Below are 14,571 nucleotides of genomic sequence, written 5' to 3' on the forward strand. Positions count from 1 at the left end.
ATATCAGTCCCGTCACATTTGCATATGACGGGACTGATATTTATTATGTTTATCCCAATGCTTAATCGTCCGTAAAACCTTCTTTGGTGGAAGTCTCACTTTATTAAAAAACTTTTTTGCGATCACGTTCTTCTTTTAATAATTCGACAGCTTCATGGAATCGTTGTGAGTGGACAATTTCTCGCTCTCGTAAAAATTTTAATGAATCATTAATAAATGGGTCATCAGATATATCAATAATCCATTGATATGTTGCCCGAGCTTTTTCTTCTGCTGCAATGTCTTCATATAAATCAGCAATCGGATCTCCTTTAGCTTGGATGTATGTGGCTGTCCATGGCGACCCAGCAGCGTTCTGGTAGAATAACGCATGGTCATGATTGACGAAATGAGCCCCTAATCCAGCATCCACTAATTGCTCTGGTGTAGCATCCTTTGTTAATTTATAAATCATCGTAGCAATCATTTCCAAATGAGCAAATTCTTCAGTACCAATATCATTTAATAAACCAACAACTTTGTCTGGTATGGTATAGCGTTGATTTAAGTAGCGTAAAGCAGCAGATAGTTCTCCGTCCGCGCCACCATATTGTTCGGTTAAATATTTAGCTAACATTGGATTGCATTGGCTCACTTTAACAGGATATTGCAATTTCTTCTCGTAATACCACATCTCTCGTATTCCTCCCTTCTTATACTTGCCAAGGCCATGGAGCTTCTTTCCAATTCCATGGGTAGCTAGAATAACTTTGGCCATATTGCATAAGAGGACCAAACTGTTCTTCAAATTGATTTTTTAATTGTCTGCTCTCATAAGCCGCTTGATTAAATTGTTTAATCGCCTCTAAGTCATGGGGATGCGTATCTAGGTATAATGTTAACTCAACTAAGACAAAATCTACCGCTTGTATTTGTTCCATTAACTGATAATAACTGTCTGGTAAGGGTTTTTGCTGTGTCATCCGCTTGATTCACCCCTTTTCGAATAATATGGGTCATACAAACAAGGCCATAATGTGCCTGCATAAAGCGCTTCTTTGGCAGTCGGAAATTGTTCTGTATTATTCGGCTGAAACTCTATATATAAATTAGGTGGAGTAGAATAACACTTCGTTAAGACTGGTTTACATGGATCAAACTTGCTTACGAACGGCGAGTAACATTTGGTTAGTGTAAAAGTCATGAGTTTCTCCTTTCTCAAAAATAAGTAAATTTCCCTTCCTTTTCATTGTATGGTGTTGTGGTCATGTCCTATTACATATCAACGGCGATCTATTTGTAACGTCACATTATAAAGTGAGAGGGGGGTTTTACGGACGATTAATCCGTGATAAATAGAGAAGTGACAGAATGATGAAGGGACATAGCTTTTGATAAAAAATGGAGAACATTCAGGCTATACTAAAAAAAGGAAGAATTCCGGTTAGAATGGATGATGATTCGGTGAGAATATTTACTGGTTCAATCAAACAAGTTTGCTATGTTTCTGAAAATAAAAATGTTAATATATATATGGTCGGTTATATGATTGGCTTAAAAATTCAAGCTGAAGGTTTCAATGGCTGGATTTGGAATATACATATATTTGTGAAGTGTTGAAGGAGTGTATCGTTTTATGCAGCAAGAAAGAGTAATTGTGATTGGAGCAGGACCATGTGGTATGTCTACCGCAATTGAATTGCAAAATATTGGTATAGATCCCTTGATTATTGAAAGAGGGAATATTGTTGATTCGATTTATCAATATCCTACTCATCAAACATTTTTTAGTTCTAGTGATAAATTAGAAATAGGTGATGTTGCGTTTGTAACGGAAAAAAATAAACCTGTTAGAAATCAAGCATTGGCTTATTACCGTACAGTGGCAATTCGGAAGAAGTTAAGAATTAATAGCTTTGAAGAAGTAATAAAAATGGTAAAAACAGATAATGGTTTCCAATTAGAAACTAAAAATCAAAACAATGAAACAAATTCGTATCAAACAAAATATTGTATTATTGCAACAGGTTACTACGGCCAACCGAATTATATGGGTGTCAAAGGCGAAGAATTGGATAAAGTTCACCATTATTTCAAAGAAGCACATCCATACTATCAACAAAATGTTACAGTAATTGGTGGTAAAAACTCTGCAGTAGACGCTACAATCGAATTACATAAAGCTGGGGCAAATGTAACAGTACTTTATCGGGGAAGTGAGTATTCTCCAAGTGTGAAACCATGGATTTTACCGGAATTCGCTTCACTTGTAAAACATGGTAAAGTAAAGATGGAATTTAATGCAACGGTTGAGGAAATAACGAAGGACGAGGTTATTTATCGAGTGAATGATAAGAGGAAATCTGTCGCCAATGATTACGTATTTGCCATGACAGGATATCAACCGAATCAGAGTTTTCTTAAACAGACTGGAATTACTATTGATCAAGAAACAGGTAAGCCAACGCTTGACTTAAAGACAATGGAGACAAATATAAAGGATATTTATATCGCTGGTGTTATTGCTGCTGGATTTGATAATAACGGAATATTTATTGAAAATGGTCGTTTCCACGGAGGATTAATTGCCTCTTCTATCAAAAGTAAAGAGGAATTATAAAAATGATACCCTCCACATGATTATGGTGGAGGGTGAAAGTGAATGTATTAATCTCTAAAAGCTTTCATTAAATCATGATGAGACACGTTATTTTCCAATAATAGCATGAGTTTTAAGCGCGCTTTCGGACCATTTAAGTGATTAGCAAAGATGACACCATCCTCAAGTAATGTCCGTCCACCACCTTCGTATTGATAAGTAGGCTGTACAATGCCTTTATAACAGCGAGATACCAATAATACCGTTACATCATGTTTAATAAAGTTTTTTATTGCCGGGACGATTACAGGAGGGACATTTCCTTGACCCAGTGCCTCAATAATAAGTCCATCGATGTGTGAAGGTTGAATAGAATCTAATAAGTCATTTGACATGCCAGCATATGCTTTCAAAAGTAATACGTTTTTCGTTATCTCTTGAATATGAATGGTTTCATGATGATACCTTTTTTGATAAAAATAAACATCTTGTTTCGTTACAATACCGACAGGGCCAAATTGTGGACTTTGAAAGGTTGCCACATTACTAGTAGAAGTTTTGGTGACATATTGTGCCGTGTGCACTTCATCATTCATGACAACTAACACACCACGATTACAAGACTTTGGATTTGATGCTACACGAAGTGCACATAAGAGATTATATAATCCATCTGATCCAATTTCATTACTTGATCTCATCGCACCTGTAAACACAATAGGGATACTTGTTTTAACACACAGATCAATAAAATACGAGGTTTCTTCTAACGTATCTGTACCATGTGTGACAACAATCCCATTATAAAGATCTGTAGCTATTTCTTTCTGAATAAATGTTGATAATTCAAGCATGTGTTCTGGTGTGATGTGTGGTGATGGCAGGTGAAATAAATTCACTTCTTCTATGGGAAAAGAATGTAATGGTTCCATTTTTGATAAGGGATGTGTTTCTGTTTCCACTACGCTCCCATCTTGATTCTCTTCCATAGATATTGTACCACCTGTATGAATGATTAACGTTTTCTTCACTATGTACCCAACTCTCATTATTTATATACGTGTTTTTTATTTAAACAAATTCTGTTGATATTATGACATAATTATTGGGATATAGAAAGTAGGTGAAATCAGTTGTTTGCTCTCATATCAGTTTCCATTGCTCCAGCATTTGCATTATTATCGTTTTTTTATTTAAAAGATGAATATGAATTAGAGCCACTTTATGCTATTTTTCGTACGTTTATATATGGAGCGTTACTAGTATTTCCAATAATGTTTATTCAATATGCATTTCAAGAAGAGGGTATCGCGCAAACCCCTTTTTTACAATCCTATTTAATCTATGGGTTATTTGAAGAATTTTTTAAATGGTTCATTTTTATTTTTACCGCATACAAGTATTCGAAATTTAATACGGTTTATGATGGGATTGTGTATGGAGTTTCAATAAGCTTGGGGTTTGCAACTGTTGAAAATATCCTTTATTTATTTGCTCATGGTATTGAATTTGCATTTAGCAGAGCCATTTTTCCTGTATCATCTCATGCATTATTCGGTGTAATAATGGGTTATTATTTGGGAAGAGCAAAATTTTCGGCTAATAAAGCAGTATTTTCGCTATTATTAGCATTATTATTACCTACTTTTTTACATGGTACTTATGATTTTATAATCGAAGCTATTCAGACTCAATGGGTATACGGACTGATCCCTTTTATGGTTATATTATGGTTGCTTAGTCTTAGAAAAGTAAAAGTGGCTAATGAAATCAGCCAGCAACAAATTTAAATAGCTAATTGGGTCTTATATGCCATACGTAATTTGTAAATATCCGTTTCATTATTTATGTAATGAAACGGATATTTTTTTATGAGCATTTTTGGTGTGTGACCAATCTTTCATTGAACATAATGTTATAAATTTTTAAGGGATGTATTGTTTTTGAATGAATAAATTTCAATTTTTATTAAAAGCTATCCATAACAATATGTCACTTAGATATTAATTTGGAGGTAGCTTTAATGAAAAAAAAGATAACGATTTGTCTTATCATTTTTACCATAAGTTCTTTTTTCTTTATTGATGGAAAAGACAATCAGGTTCATGGTTTTTCAAATCAAGTAGTGCAACATGGTGCTACAGGTGATGATGTTATTGAACTCCAAGCGAGACTTCAATATTTAGGTTTTTATAATGGCGATATTGATGGAGTTTTTGGTTGGGGGACGTACTGGGCGTTACGTAATTTTCAATACGAATTTGGTATGGAAATAGATGGTTTAGCAGGACAGGAAGTCAAGCAAAAACTGGAAAAGGCAAGTGAATTTGATAAAACTTATGTGCACGAGCAAATTCAAAAAGGTAAAAAATTCACCCATTATGGTGGTATGGACAAAGAAAAACAAACAGAACCATCTCCTAATACAACGAATCAACAAGATTCACAAGATGGTGATGCTGGCCAACAGAGTAAACAACAAGGTAACAATCAACAGGATCAAAATCAATCAGAAGCAACAGAGGAAGATCTAGAGCCAACCGCTGTCAATATGCCACAAGGATTTTCACAAAATGATATACAAATTATGGCAAATGCTGTTTATGGTGAAGCAAGAGGTGAACCGTTTGAAGGTCAAGTAGCAGTTGCATCTGTTATTTTAAATCGTGTCGAAAGTTCCACTTTCCCAAATACTGTGTCAGGGGTGATTTTCGAACCTCGAGCCTTTACAGCAGTTAGTGATGGTCAGATTTGGTTAACACCTAATGATAATGCCAAAAGAGCCGTGCTAGATGCTATTAATGGGTGGGATCCAACAGGAGAAGCACTATATTACTTTAATCCTGACACTGCTACTTCTGACTGGATTTGGTCACGACAGCAAATTAAACGAATAGGAAAACATATATTCTGTATTTAATTTTTCGGAGGTGAAAAAATGTTTCGTTGGACGCTTATTACACTTTTAAGTATTGCTGTGATTGGAGTTTCCGTATGGGGATATCAAGAACATCAAGAAAAAAATGCAATTCTTATTCAAGCTGAAAATAGTTATCAAAGATCTTTTCATGATTTAACCTATAATTTAGATCTTTTACATGACAAAATTGGCTCCACTTTAGCGATGAATACTAGAGAACAATTATCCCCGCAATTAGCGGAAATATGGAGGTTAACATCTATGGCCCATAATGATGTCGGTCAATTACCACTAACATTATTGCCATTTAATAAGACCGAAGAGTTTTTACAACTGATGGGTGATTTTAGTTATCGAACAGCAGTACGAGATTTAGATAAAGAGCCGCTTTCTGACGATGAATTGGATGCTTTAGAATCTCTTTACGAGGCGTCAGGAGATATAGAACAAGAATTACGTAAAGTACAAAGTATGGTGTTAAATGATAATCTGAGATGGATGGATGTACAACTTGCATTAGTGAATAACGATGAACAAGCTGATAATACGATTATAGATGGTTTTGAAACGGTAGAAAAAACGGTAGAAGGATATTCAGAAGGAAAGTTGAATGCAAGTATGATGGGAACATCAAGCAAAAAAGATGGTTTCTCAATACTTGGAGATAAAAAGATATCAGAAGAAGAAGCGAAGAAAAAAATGCGATCACTTTTGCGTATTGATGAGGAAACCGAATTAACGGTAGCTCCAACAGGTAAAGGAGCTAATGTTCCATTATTCAGTGGATCTTACAAACAGGACGAAACTAGTGGATATATCGATGTTACTCAAAATGGTGGATACCCAATAACTTTAATGATTAATCGAGAAGTAAAGGAATCAAACAAAAGTCTACATGAGGCGATGCAAAACGGTAAAGATTACTTATCTAAATTGGATTTCACTACAGATCTTGCTTTAGTTGAAAGCAATCAATATGACAATGTAGGTGTATTTCAATTTGTGCCTCAATATGAAGATGTCTGGATTTATCCAGATGCGATCCAAATCAAAGTTGCTTTAGATAATGGAGAAGTACTGGGTTTTGTTGCGAAAGATTACTTGGAGAATTATCATGAAAGAGAAATATCTGAAGCAGAATTATCAGAAGAAGAAGCACGAGATAAAGTAAATCCTAACTTAAAAATTCAGGAACACCATCTAGCTGTTATTGAAGATGATATGGGGGAAGAAGTATTAACCTATGTCTTTTTAGGAACATTAAATCAAGACACATACAAAATTTTCATCAATGCATCTGATGGAAGTGAAGTGAGAGTAGATAAATTGAAACAAGCAGAGATGAAATATTAAAAAGTGAGAAAGAAGGACTTTTCCTTCTTTCTTTTTTTTGCGATAATAAGTATTGAACTAGTCTCCATTTATCATGGCTAACAAATCGTCCATAAGACTTCCTCTTCCATACTTAGAAGCATAAAGAAGTATAAGTGGGTCGATAACTTACGCTAACCATAAGTGAGGGTTGATGCTAGCCCTCACTGATAAGAGGTCTCACTTTATATCATTTATAAAAAAATTAACAGAGAAAGAGGATGCACATTGATTAAAATAGGCACATTTTTGCAGCTTGAGCAAATAAAAGAAGAGAAGACCACCTATAAATGCAGGGTAATCGAAACAAAAAAAGATAAGTTATACATTGATTACCCAATTGATGAGCAAACAAATCGCACCGATATCTTCCCTGTCGGAACACATTTACATGTTCATTTTATTGAAAACAATTCAATGTATAGTTTTCCAAGTGAAATCGTCGGTAAGGCGAAAGTGAAAAATATTCCAACCCTTATTCTTTCTGTTGAAGTAAATAATTTAGAGAAAATTCAACGACGAGACTTTGTGCGAGTAGAAGCATTGATGGATGTTTCCGTGCAAAGTATTGACCAAAAGTTTGATTCTTTTACTACTGTAACTCATGATATCAGTGGTGGTGGAATGGCTATTTTAGTGGATAAAAACTTTGAGGTAAAACAAGGCGAAATACTGGATATTATGTTAGTATTACCTTTAGATAAAAAAATAGAATATGTACATATCATTGGAGAAGCAATACGAATACAAGAGAGAAAAGAAGATAAAAATATTTTATCTATAAAATTTAATGAAATGGATAAATATGATCAACAATCTATTGTACAGTATTGCTTTATTAGACAATTAGAAGATCGCAGAAAAGGTCTTTCATAGATAGAAGGGGTAGGATTATGATGAGTGAGAAAGAAATAGCCATTGCGATTGATGGCCCGGCAGCTGCAGGAAAAAGCACTGTAGCAAAAATAGTCGCAAAAAAATTAGGATATATATATATTGATACAGGTGCAATGTATAGATCGTTAACTTTTTCTGTGTTAAACAATCAGATTGACATTAACAATTCTGACAAGGTTATAAATCATCTCCATGACATCAGTATCGATATTAATGCCAATCAACAAGTGTTTATTAATGATGAAAATGTAGCAGATGCTATTAGAACAGAAGAAGTTTCAAAGAACGTTTCTGCTATAGCATCGATTCCGGAAGTAAGACAGGAGATGGTGAAAAGACAACAAAAGCTTGCTGAAAAACGAGCGGTAGTAATGGATGGAAGGGATATCGGTACACAAGTCATTCCTGATGCAGAAGTTAAAGTTTTTTTGGTTGCCGGTGTGGAAGAACGAGCAGAAAGAAGACATACAGAAAACCTGCAAAAAGGATTTCCTTCAGACTTAGATCAAATCAAACGTGATATTAAAAAACGAGATAAAATGGATTCAGAACGAGAAGTGTCTCCACTTAAAAAAGCGGCAGATGCGACAGAAATTGATACGACTTCATTATCGATTGATGAAGTTGCAGAAAACATATTATCTTTAGTTAATACAAAGATGAGGAGTTAGAAGCATGAGTTTTTATCATTTTGCAAGAACAGTGGTGAAGATCGTTTTAAAACCAAAGTATAAAGTAAAAGCACTAGGTACTGAAAATATTCCGACAGAAGGTCCTGTCATCATTTGTTCTAATCATATTTCAAACTATGATCCACCGATTGTAGGCATTACTTGCCCACGACCTATCCAGTTTATGGCAAAAGAAGAATTGTTTAAAAATAAAATTTTTGCATTTATTCTAAATAACGTAAACGCCTTTCCAATAAAACGCGGGATGAAAGATCGTAACGCGTTAAGAAAAGGTCTGGAAGTATTAAAAGAGGGTAATGTGCTAGGGCTCTTCCCAGAAGGGACAAGAAGTAAAAATGGAGAGATAAAAAAAGGGCTGGCAGGAGCTGGTTTCTTTGCGCTTAAATCTAAAGCAACAGTGATCCCTTGTGCTATCGTCGGGAGTTATAAGAGTAAAGAGCCTCTGATGGTTATCTATGGTAAGCCGGTTGATTTAGAGCCATTAAGAGATAATAAATCGTCTGCACAGGAAGTAACAGATACAATAATGAATGAGATTAAAAAAATTAAAGAAAATCATTAAGTTTTATATATATAACTTGACAAATCACGCTAAATGTTAGAAGTTAGAAAAAAGCACATTTATGTTTTTTGTGTTGGAAATCGAAGGAGGTCTTTGTCATGGATGAAATGAATCAAGAAATTTCTGAGATTAAGGAACTTTCAGTAGGAGATATTGTACAAGGTAAAGTGGTTAAAGTAGAAGATAAACACGTACTTGTTGATATCGGATATAAAGTGGAAGGGATTGTTCCGATTAGTGAGCTTTCTGCACTTCGCATAGAAACAGCTAGTGATGCAGTTAGTGAAGGTGACCAACTGGAATTACAAGTGAAAAAATTAGAAGACGAAGAAATTGTCTTATCTAAAAAAGCTGTAATTGCGGAAAAAGCTTGGGAAGACTTGCAAGAAAAGTTTGAAAATGATGAAATTATTGAAGCTACAGTCCGTGATGTTGTCAAAGGCGGCCTCGTAGTAGACGTAGGTGTCAGAGGTTTTATTCCAGCTTCATTAGTGGAAACACACTATGTAGAGGATTTTGCTGATTATCAAGATAAATCGCTAACATTAAAAATTGTAGAATTAGATAAGGAACAAAATAGAATTATTTTATCGCATCGTGCTGTTATTGAAGAAGAAGAACAAAAGAAAAAAGGTGAATTACTTAATACAGTTGAAGAAGGTCAAGAAATCGAAGGTACTGTTCAACGTATTACAGACTTTGGTGTATTTGTAGATATTGGTGGATTAGATGGTTTGGTACATATCTCACAACTAGCACATACTCATGTAGACAAAGCTTCAGATGTGGTTTCTGAAGGGGACATGCTTAAAGTGAAGGTTTTGTCTGTCGATAAAGAAAATGAAAGAGTGTCTTTATCGCATAAAGCAACACAACCAGGTCCTTGGGACAATATTGAAGAGAAAATTGCGATTAATGATGTAGTAGAAGGTACGGTAAAACGTTTAGTTAACTTTGGTGCCTTTGTGGAGGTTCTTCCTGGTGTGGAAGGTCTTGTTCATATCTCGCAAATTTCTACAGAGCATATTGGGACACCAGGTGAAGTGCTGGAGGTTGATCAGACTGTCGATGTCAAAGTACTTGATGTGAGTGAAAGGGATAAGCGTATTTCACTAAGTATCAGAGAAATTGAAGAAGAGAAAAATCAGCAAGAAATGAAACAGTATGAAAGTGACGACGATCAATCAGGATTCCAATTAGGAGATATGATCGGAGACAAATTAAATAAGTATAAAGACGAGTAAGTCAAAAAACATGCTACAAAATGTAGCATGTTTTTTGTTTCTTTACTACTATGTACTTTAAAAAAGATTAAAAAACAGGAAAACGGTACATACTGTTAAAGGTGATGTCTATGTATCAATATTTAACGATCTATTTATGCTGGGTATTGTGGTGTTTTGTTACTTTTTTTATGTCAAAACAAGGAAAGAGAAATACCTATTCGATTGTATTACTGTTATTTTTAATATTACTACCTTACGAAATCATTATAATTGATTTGCCTATGAATGTAGCTTTCCTGTTTCTATTAATGTTTAGTGTTGTTGTTACTATCCAAAGCAAAATGTCAGTTAAAAAGTATCTTTCCTTACTTTTTATGAGTTATTTGTATGCCATTTACTTTATTTGGCGGATCACAAGCCCTATTCTGAATGATTTTTCGTTTATTACCATTGCAGTTATAAGTGGATTTCTATTGCTACAAATTGCATCGAGAAACATACATCAACAAATAACCATGTTAGTTGCAGGCATTAGCTTTGGTCAGTTTTTATACAGTATTATATGCCGAAGCTATTACTTGCAATATACTATTAATGAAATATATTTTTTCAGTATCTTATTTTCTATCCTGTTGCTCGTAACTATCCAACACAGCTGGGAGTTTTTAATTGCAAAAGTAGAAAACGTTGTAAGAATAGTGGAATTTAAAAAGAGGTGGAATTCGTGAATGAATATACATATCCCATGTTATTTGGAATTACAATAGGTACTATTGCTCGGTTTCTTATGTTAAAAACGGACTACCGACAATACCCAACTTATTTGCATGGGAAAATTATTCACTTGGCACTAGGCTTTATCGCGGCAAGTCTTGGTGCAGTTGCCGTACCAGCAATAATGGAAAAGGAATTTACTGCTGTGACATTTTTAACGATTGCTGCTTCCCAATTTAGAGAAGTCCGAAATATGGAAAGAAATACGCTTGCAGAAATGGACAGTTACGAATTAGTCCCAAGAGGTAACACATATATAGAGGGTATAGCGGTTGCTTTTGAAAGTAGAAATTATTTAGTGATTTTTACTTCATTATTGGGAACAATGACTTATTTAGCGTGGAACATTTACGCAGCTTGTATTGTCGCCTTCTTCTGTTATATTATCATTCGGAAGTATATGAGTGGATCAACACTCGGAAATATTGTGGATATTGAACAGGCTTCTGTCTCATTTGATGGAGCTGGCTTGTACGTTGATAACATTTATATTATGAATATTGGTATACCAGAAAGACAAGAAGAAATTTTAAAGTATGGAATGGGATTTATATTAACACCCAAAAATTTTGATGTACGTTCTACGATTGCTAATTTAGGTCAACGTCAGGCAATTTTACATGATATCTCCATTTCATTAGGAGTTTTTAGAGATTCTGGAACTCCTGCTCTGGTTCCGCTAATCAAACGTGATTTAGATGACGGTCGCATCGGTGTATTTATATTACCCCAAGATAAGGATTTAAACAAAGCTGTGAAAGTACTCCAATCAGTGCCAGTGTTAGAAAATGCCATTAGAATGCCTTCAGAATCTAAAGCACAAAGTAAGGAGTGAGATTGATGGTATTAGAAAAAGCCATTTTAGCTACGATCACTACAAATGCTAATAAGGTAACAGCCGGTGCTTCAATTTTTATCTGTGACAGTAAAGAAGAAATGGACAAGGTTGCTGCAAACTTAGAAGCAATATTAGATGGGATTGGTCATGCACTTAGTGATGAATTATATATTATTGTGAAACATTAGAAGTGAATGATAATTTTATTATGTAAACAAATACAAATTAACTTGTTTTATTTATCTTAAATGTGGTAATTTAGTAAAGTGAAACGTAGAGGAACATAGTAGAAAATCAATTTTAGGAAGGAAGTGCCTTCATGAGAAGTTCAGTTGTAGCAATAGTTGGAAGGCCAAATGTAGGAAAATCAACTATTTTCAATCGTTTAGTTGGGGAAAGAATATCAATTGTGGAAGATATTCCTGGAGTCACACGAGATCGTATTTACGCAAAAGCAGAGTGGTTAAACACCACTTTTCGTTTAATAGATACTGGCGGGATCGAAATTGGTGATGAACCGTTATTAATTCAAATGCGTGAACAAGCAGAAGTTGCTATTAGAGAGGCAGACGTTATAATATTCCTCGCAAATGGAAGAGAAGGGATTACAGCGGCTGATGAAGAGGTTGCTAAGATTTTGTATAAATCGAATAAACCTATCGTTTTAGCAATAAACAAAGTCGATAACCCGGAAATGCGTGAACAGATTTACGAATTTTATGCATTAGGATTTGGTGAACCTCATCCTATTTCAGGAACGCATGGACTAGGATTAGGAGATTTATTGGACAGTGTTGTTAACCAATTTCCTGAAAGAGAAAATGTGCCAGTAGACGAAGATGTTATTCATTTTAGTGTAATTGGTCGACCGAATGTCGGAAAATCCTCTTTAGTTAATACAATTGTAAATGAAGATCGTGTCATTGTCAGCGATATTGCAGGGACAACGCGTGATGCGATTGATACCAGCTTCAGTAAAGACGACCGTGATTTTGTCATTATTGATACAGCTGGTATGAGAAAACGAGGGAAAATCTATGAAACTACCGAAAAATACAGTATATTAAGGGCGTTAAAAGCAATTGAACGATCGGATGTTGTCTTAACATTAATTGATGCCGAAACAGGTATTATTGAACAAGATAAAAAAATAGCAGGATATGCTCATGAAGCAGGAAGAGCAGTAGTTATTGTAGTTAATAAGTGGGATACCATTAAACAGCATGATAAAGCAATTAAAGAATTTGAGGACAATGTGAGAGCTCACTTTCAATTCTTAGATTACGCACCAATTGTATATTTATCAGCGGAGACGAAAAAAAGAGTACACACACTTTTACCGAAAGTCGTTCAAGCAAGTGAAAATCATACGAAGCGGGTCGAAACGAATGTACTGAATGACGTGATTATGGATGCGTTGGCAATCAATCCTGCACCATCAAAGCATGGTAAGAAACTGAAAGTATTATATGCTACACAAGTGGCAGTTAAACCACCTACATTTGTTGTTTTTGTCAATGATCCGGACCTAATGCACTTTTCTTATCAACGATTCCTTGAAAATCAAATACGTGAAGCATTTGGCTTTGAAGGTACTCCGATAAAAATTTATGCTCGTAAGCGAAGTTAGGGGTGAATGAAATGTCAAAAGTAGCTGTTCTAGGAGCAGGTAGTTGGGGTACAGCACTTGCAATGGTTTTATGTGATAACCATCATGATGTAAGGCTCTGGACACATAACCCAAATCAAAAAAAAGCGATGGAACTGGAGAAAAAAAATCAAAAATATTTACCAGATATTTCACTTCCAGAATCATTAGCAATTTATGATGATCTCAGTCAGGCTATAGAGCAAGTGGAAGCTATTGTATTAGTTGTGCCAACCAAAGCAATAAGAGAAATTTGTCAAAAATTGAATGATGTTTTAGATGATAAAGTAGTCATCATTCACGGTAGCAAGGGAATTGAACCCGAGAGTCATTATCGTATTTCGGAAATGATAAAAGCGGAGTTATCCTCAAGTATCTATGATGATGTTGTTGCATTGTCGGGACCTAGTCATGCTGAAGAGGTAAGTGTGAAACATCCAACTACTGTGACAGCAGCTTCAGAAAATGGTGAATTGGTTGCTTTTACTCAGGATCTATTTATCAATCAGTATTTTCGAGTTTATACAAGTAAAGATATCATTGGGGTTGAATTAGGTGGCGCACTAAAAAATATTATTGCTTTAGGTGCCGGGATATCTGATGGATTAGGTTATGGTGACAATGCAAAAGCAGCACTTATTACCAGAGGATTAGCTGAAATTTCCCGATTCGCGACGATCAAAGGAGCGAATCCATTGACGTTTATTGGTTTATCTGGTGTTGGTGATCTTATCGTTACCTGTACCAGTGCTCACAGTCGTAATTGGCGAGCGGGTAACATGTTAGGTAAAGGACTACAGTTACATGATATATTAAGTGAAATGGGCATGATAGTGGAAGGGATTCGTACAACAGAAGCAGTTTACCAATTAGCAAAAAAAGAGAATATAGAAATGCCGATAACAACTGGAATTTATGATGTGATTTATGAAATCAGATCACCAAAAGAGGTAGTCGATGATCTCATGACCAGAGACCGGACAAATGAAGTGGATGATATTGCATCGATACTTCTAAATAGGAATACGGATTAACTGTTTAACTCCTCCGTGCATATTATAAGAA

At 35.0% G+C, this 14,571-nt stretch carries 17 protein-coding genes; 13 read left to right on the forward strand and 4 right to left on the reverse strand.

All coding sequences use genetic code 11. The annotated features are described in order from the left end of the window. Positions 1–103 precede the first annotated feature (103 nt). Genes BM121_RS09640 through BM121_RS09650 form a run of 3 tightly spaced genes read right to left on the reverse strand, consistent with a single transcriptional unit; the run spans position 104 to position 1,183 of the window. A complete protein-coding gene (locus BM121_RS09640) occupies positions 104–673 on the reverse strand; it encodes a manganese catalase family protein (protein WP_091483426.1) in 570 nt (189 codons plus the stop codon). Positions 674–692: 19 nt separating this feature from the next. Then, positions 693–962 (reverse strand): spore coat protein CotJB, encoded by a 270-nt coding sequence (locus BM121_RS09645; protein ID WP_091483427.1) that lies wholly within the window; start codon positions 960–962, stop codon positions 693–695. Continuing rightward, entirely contained in the window at positions 959–1,183 is a 225-nt protein-coding gene (locus tag BM121_RS09650) for a spore coat associated protein CotJA (RefSeq protein ID WP_091483428.1), read from the reverse strand. Before BM121_RS09650 ends, BM121_RS09645 begins: the two co-directional genes overlap by 4 nt. A gap of 432 nt (positions 1,184–1,615) precedes the next feature. Between BM121_RS09650 and BM121_RS09655 the strand changes: the two genes are divergently transcribed. Continuing rightward, complete coding sequence (locus tag BM121_RS09655; RefSeq protein WP_091483429.1) at positions 1,616–2,599, forward strand: YpdA family putative bacillithiol disulfide reductase; 984 nt, start codon at positions 1,616–1,618, stop codon at positions 2,597–2,599. A gap of 47 nt (positions 2,600–2,646) precedes the next feature. On the opposite strand, the gene BM121_RS09660 is transcribed toward BM121_RS09655, so the two are convergent. After that, positions 2,647–3,609, reverse strand: coding sequence for an asparaginase (locus BM121_RS09660; RefSeq protein WP_091483430.1), 963 nt, complete (start codon positions 3,607–3,609; stop codon positions 2,647–2,649). Positions 3,610–3,711: 102 nt separating this feature from the next. On the opposite strand from BM121_RS09660, the gene prsW reads away from it, so the two are divergent. The 12 genes from prsW to BM121_RS09720 all read left to right on the forward strand — a co-directional run bounded on the left by prsW (position 3,712) and on the right by BM121_RS09720 (position 14,540). Then, positions 3,712–4,368 carry a glutamic-type intramembrane protease PrsW gene (gene prsW / locus BM121_RS09665; RefSeq protein WP_091483431.1) on the forward strand — a complete coding sequence of 219 codons (657 nt, stop codon included), beginning with the start codon at positions 3,712–3,714 and terminating at the stop codon, positions 4,366–4,368. Between the two features lie 233 nt (positions 4,369–4,601). Next, on the forward strand, positions 4,602–5,498 hold the full coding sequence (sleB, locus tag BM121_RS09670) for a spore cortex-lytic enzyme (protein ID WP_091483432.1): 897 nt from the start codon (positions 4,602–4,604) through the stop codon (positions 5,496–5,498). A gap of 18 nt (positions 5,499–5,516) precedes the next feature. After that, positions 5,517–6,851, forward strand: a complete 1,335-nt coding sequence (gene ypeB, locus BM121_RS09675; protein ID WP_091483433.1) for a germination protein YpeB — start codon at positions 5,517–5,519, stop codon at positions 6,849–6,851. 246 nt (positions 6,852–7,097) lie between these two features. Beyond that, entirely contained in the window at positions 7,098–7,745 is a 648-nt protein-coding gene (locus BM121_RS09680; RefSeq protein WP_091483434.1) for a flagellar brake protein, read from the forward strand. A gap of 20 nt (positions 7,746–7,765) precedes the next feature. Beyond that, entirely contained in the window at positions 7,766–8,437 is a 672-nt protein-coding gene (gene cmk, locus BM121_RS09685) for a (d)CMP kinase (protein ID WP_091483576.1), read from the forward strand. Between the two features lie 4 nt (positions 8,438–8,441). Continuing rightward, the gene (locus BM121_RS09690; RefSeq protein WP_091483435.1) at positions 8,442–9,020 is read left to right on the forward strand and encodes a lysophospholipid acyltransferase family protein; all 579 of its coding nucleotides are present in this window, start codon (positions 8,442–8,444) and stop codon (positions 9,018–9,020) included. Between the two features lie 98 nt (positions 9,021–9,118). Continuing rightward, positions 9,119–10,264 (forward strand): 30S ribosomal protein S1, encoded by a 1,146-nt coding sequence (gene rpsA / locus BM121_RS09695; protein WP_091483436.1) that lies wholly within the window; start codon positions 9,119–9,121, stop codon positions 10,262–10,264. 110 nt (positions 10,265–10,374) lie between these two features. Then, entirely contained in the window at positions 10,375–10,974 is a 600-nt protein-coding gene (locus BM121_RS09700) for a YphA family membrane protein (RefSeq protein WP_091483437.1), read from the forward strand. Beyond that, the gene (locus tag BM121_RS09705) at positions 10,971–11,855 is read left to right on the forward strand and encodes a YIEGIA family protein (RefSeq protein WP_091483438.1); all 885 of its coding nucleotides are present in this window, start codon (positions 10,971–10,973) and stop codon (positions 11,853–11,855) included. Before BM121_RS09700 ends, BM121_RS09705 begins: the two co-directional genes overlap by 4 nt. Positions 11,856–11,860: 5 nt before the next feature. Continuing rightward, positions 11,861–12,046: a capping complex subunit for YIEGIA gene (locus tag BM121_RS09710; RefSeq protein WP_091483439.1), complete on the forward strand. Its 186-nt coding sequence runs from the start codon at positions 11,861–11,863 to the stop codon at positions 12,044–12,046. Between the two features lie 131 nt (positions 12,047–12,177). Then, positions 12,178–13,488 (forward strand): ribosome biogenesis GTPase Der, encoded by a 1,311-nt coding sequence (gene der, locus BM121_RS09715; protein ID WP_091483440.1) that lies wholly within the window; start codon positions 12,178–12,180, stop codon positions 13,486–13,488. A gap of 11 nt (positions 13,489–13,499) precedes the next feature. Continuing rightward, positions 13,500–14,540, forward strand: a complete 1,041-nt coding sequence (locus BM121_RS09720) for an NAD(P)H-dependent glycerol-3-phosphate dehydrogenase (protein WP_091483441.1) — start codon at positions 13,500–13,502, stop codon at positions 14,538–14,540. The last annotated feature ends 31 nt before the right edge of the window (positions 14,541–14,571 follow it).

This window comes from Gracilibacillus orientalis (genome assembly GCF_900114645.1).
Taxonomy (GTDB): domain Bacteria; phylum Bacillota; class Bacilli; order Bacillales; family Amphibacillaceae; genus Gracilibacillus; species Gracilibacillus orientalis.

Excerpts from the sequence above, each read along its gene's own strand:
- BM121_RS09640 (WP_091483426.1), bottom strand. The coding sequence starts at position 673 with ATGTGGTATTACGAGAAGAAATTGCAATATCCTGTTAAAGTGAGCCAA.
- BM121_RS09645 (WP_091483427.1), bottom strand. The coding sequence starts at position 962 with ATGACACAGCAAAAACCCTTACCAGACAGTTATTATCAGTTAATGGAA.
- BM121_RS09650 (WP_091483428.1), bottom strand. The coding sequence starts at position 1,183 with ATGACTTTTACACTAACCAAATGTTACTCGCCGTTCGTAAGCAAGTTT.
- BM121_RS09655 (WP_091483429.1), top strand. The coding sequence starts at position 1,616 with ATGCAGCAAGAAAGAGTAATTGTGATTGGAGCAGGACCATGTGGTATG.
- sleB (WP_091483432.1), top strand. The coding sequence starts at position 4,602 with ATGAAAAAAAAGATAACGATTTGTCTTATCATTTTTACCATAAGTTCT.
- ypeB (WP_091483433.1), top strand. The coding sequence starts at position 5,517 with ATGTTTCGTTGGACGCTTATTACACTTTTAAGTATTGCTGTGATTGGA.
- cmk (WP_091483576.1), top strand. The coding sequence starts at position 7,766 with ATGAGTGAGAAAGAAATAGCCATTGCGATTGATGGCCCGGCAGCTGCA.
- BM121_RS09690 (WP_091483435.1), top strand. The coding sequence starts at position 8,442 with ATGAGTTTTTATCATTTTGCAAGAACAGTGGTGAAGATCGTTTTAAAA.
- rpsA (WP_091483436.1), top strand. The coding sequence starts at position 9,119 with ATGGATGAAATGAATCAAGAAATTTCTGAGATTAAGGAACTTTCAGTA.
- BM121_RS09700 (WP_091483437.1), top strand. The coding sequence starts at position 10,375 with ATGTATCAATATTTAACGATCTATTTATGCTGGGTATTGTGGTGTTTT.
- BM121_RS09710 (WP_091483439.1), top strand. The coding sequence starts at position 11,861 with ATGGTATTAGAAAAAGCCATTTTAGCTACGATCACTACAAATGCTAAT.
- der (WP_091483440.1), top strand. The coding sequence starts at position 12,178 with ATGAGAAGTTCAGTTGTAGCAATAGTTGGAAGGCCAAATGTAGGAAAA.
- BM121_RS09720 (WP_091483441.1), top strand. The coding sequence starts at position 13,500 with ATGTCAAAAGTAGCTGTTCTAGGAGCAGGTAGTTGGGGTACAGCACTT.